Annotated in this window: 4 protein-coding genes and 1 tRNA gene; all 5 read left to right on the top strand. The window is 55.6% G+C overall.

What is annotated here, in order from left to right; genetic code table 11:
• Positions 1-968: ATP-binding cassette domain-containing protein (locus GX108_04040; protein ID NLO56209.1), on the top strand; the 968-nt coding region annotated here is incomplete at its 5' end.
• Entirely contained in the window at positions 968-1,819 is an 852-nt protein-coding gene (gene rlmB / locus GX108_04045; GenBank protein NLO56210.1) for a 23S rRNA (guanosine(2251)-2'-O)-methyltransferase RlmB, read from the top strand. The genes GX108_04040 and rlmB, both read left to right, overlap by 1 nt.
• Before the next feature lie 14 nt (positions 1,820-1,833).
• Positions 1,834-1,908 (top strand) — tRNA-Val (locus tag GX108_04050).
• Between the two features lie 284 nt (positions 1,909-2,192).
• Positions 2,193-2,558 (top strand): holo-ACP synthase, encoded by a 366-nt coding sequence (gene acpS / locus GX108_04055; GenBank protein NLO56211.1) that lies wholly within the window; start codon positions 2,193-2,195, stop codon positions 2,556-2,558.
• Positions 2,559-2,564: 6 nt separating this feature from the next.
• Positions 2,565-2,816, top strand: a 252-nt coding sequence (locus GX108_04060) for a bifunctional ADP-dependent NAD(P)H-hydrate dehydratase/NAD(P)H-hydrate epimerase (protein ID NLO56212.1), incomplete at its 3' end; no start/stop codon positions are given.

Consider the following 2,816-nt stretch of genomic DNA (forward strand, 5'->3'; position numbering starts at 1 on the left):
ATGTACCGATCCCTCTCGGAAGGCTGGTTTGCATAAGTGGTGTATCCGGATCGGGGAAGAGCACCCTTTTGAACGAAGTGCTTTTCAAGGGCCTTAAAAGAAAGCTCGACAGGAATTACAGGAATCGCGCGGGGAAACACAGGGACCTGGTCGGATGGGAGGCGCTCAAAAACGTGGTCATGATTGACCAGACCCCCATAGGGAGAACCCCGCGCTCAAACCCGGCGACCTATACCCAGTTATTCACCCCTATCAGGGAACTCTTCGCATCGATGCCTGAATCCAGGATAAGGGGGTACAAAGCGGGACGCTTCAGCTTCAATGTAAGGGGCGGCCGTTGTGAGGCATGCAGAGGGGACGGCGAAGTTCGTATTTCGATGCTTTTCATGCCCGACGTCTATGTCAAGTGCGAGGTTTGCCACGGAAAGCGATATAACAGGGAAACGCTGGATATCAAGTACAAGGAAAAGAACATAGCGGAAGTCCTGGATATGACCGTAGACGAAGCCAGTGCGTTTTTTCGCGATATCCCCAGGATATCGCGGAGACTGTCCGTTCTCCAGGAGGCCGGATTGGGGTATATACGCCTCGGGCAACCGGCCCCCACGCTCAGCGGGGGGGAAGCTCAGAGGGTCAAACTCGCCGAAGAACTGGGCAAGCATTTCCGAGGACATACGCTTTATCTGCTCGATGAGCCCACCACAGGACTTCATTACCTCGATGTCAGGAAACTGCTCGTCCTCCTCCAGAAGATCGTCGACCAGGGCAACACAGTTTTGTTGATCGAACACAACCTGGATGTCCTCGCCTCGGCGGATCACATCATCGACCTTGGCCCGGAAGGCGGTTACCAGGGTGGAACCGTCGTGACGGCGGGTTCTCCCAGAGAGATCGTCCGAATAGGGAGAGGCTATACGGCCCGCCACCTGGGAGAATTCCTGAGCAGCCGTGAAGGGGAGGGGATCTAATGTCCATTGACGCCGAAGAAATTGTTCAAAGCGGCGGAGACCTGGTCTTTGGGAAGAATGCGGTGAGGGCCATCATTGAATCCCTCCCGGGTAACTGCTCAATGGTTTTCCTCTCGGAGAAGACTCCTCCCAATGAAAGGGAGCGACTCATAGAAACCTGTAAAAAAGCCGGGATAGGGTGGCAGGTGGTAGGGGCCGCCGTGATCGATAAGGTTTGCCCCGGGGTCCGCCATCAGGGTGTCGTTGCCAGGGTCTTGTCCGTAGAGTTGATGGACCAGGCAAGTTTTTTCCAAAATTTAGCAATCACCGGGGGCTCTGCCTTGGTCATTTTCGTTGACCATGTCCAGGATCCCCAGAACCTTGGAGCCCTAGCCAGGTCCGCCGAGGTTTTTGGCGCCGCGGGGATTGTCATTCCCAAAAGGCGTTCCGCGCTGCCCACTTCGACCGTTATGAGGACCAGTTCGGGGGCCATCGCGAGAGTCCCCGTAGTGGGGGTCGTGAACGCCGTCAGGGCGCTGAGAGAGTTCAAGGAAAAGGGATTCTGGACAGTTGGACTGGACCATCGTGCAGAAGGGGTACTTTGGGAGTGCGAAATCCCGGAAAAGACAGTCCTCGTCGTGGGCAGCGAGGACCGGGGAATCTCAAGGCTGGTCCGTGAAAACTGCGATTTCCTGGTGAGAATCCCTATGGTGGGCCGCACGGGGTCGCTCAATGCCGCTACGGCCGGAGCTATCGGCATGTATGAATGGAACAGAACCGTTTCGCAAGACCGTAAAAGTTTGTCAAGGGACGATAGGACCGAGAGAAAGCCTTGCCGAGCCCTTGTTGACAAGCATCGAGGCCACGGGTAGAATGCAACACGCTTGGGTGGTTAGTTCAGAGGAAGAACGCTTCCTTGACGCGGAAGAGGTCGCAGGTTCGAGTCCTGCACCACCCACCACTTGATGATTCCGACTTTTCCCTTATCCTGCTTCAAGGCTGATTAGACGGGGGAAAGCCTTTCAAATTAGAGGTCGATGGCCCCCAGAGTCTTTGCTCTCTTCCCCGTAATGCGAGGGAGAGGGCTTTTTTTGTCCCTGACCAGGAGATAGGGAGTCTCACTATGCCGGGAACGGACGGCTTGGCCAGCCCAGAGCCTCCCGGTGACGAGGAGGATTTCAGGTCCCATGCTGAAAAGGCCGAGGGTTTTGCCCTATAATCAGATGACGGGTGAGGAGGGGCAATATGATAAAAGGCATAGGCATTGATATGTGCAGCATCTCCCGTCTGGGGAATGCTTTGGACACCCCCGCCTTCATGGAAAAGGTTTTCACCGAAAGAGAAAAGGATTATGCCTTGTCCAGGGAAGGAAAAACGAGGCACCTTGCCTCCGCCTTCGCCGCCAAGGAGGCCTTTGCCAAGGCCGGAGGCTGGGCTTTGGGACGTGTCGGTCTGAAGAATGTCTCCCTCGAACGCAGGGAAGGCGCGCCCTTCCTGTCAATCCAGGGCAACGCCGAATCACTGATGCAATCCCTGGGCGTCCGTAGCGCCCATGTCAGCGTGACCCATGAGGGAGATTACGCCGTGGCAGTGGTTGTACTTGAGGGGTGAGCTATCTTGTTTCTCTACGATGCCGAGGATATAAGACAGGCTGACTGGAAGGTTGTGGATCAACTTGGAATGCCCCCTGTCATTCTCATGGAAAACGCCGGTAGGGGCGTGGCCGATGCCGTTAAATGGAAGTTCCCCTCTATTTCACGGATATTGATTGCCTGCGGTGGAGGGAACAACGGCGGTGACGGGCTGGTTGCCGCCAGGTATCTTCTTAAAGAAGGGTTTGTTGTTTCGATTCTCCTTGCCGTTTCGGAA

Source organism: Thermovirga sp., from assembly GCA_012523215.1.
GTDB lineage: Bacteria > Synergistota > Synergistia > Synergistales > Thermovirgaceae > 58-81.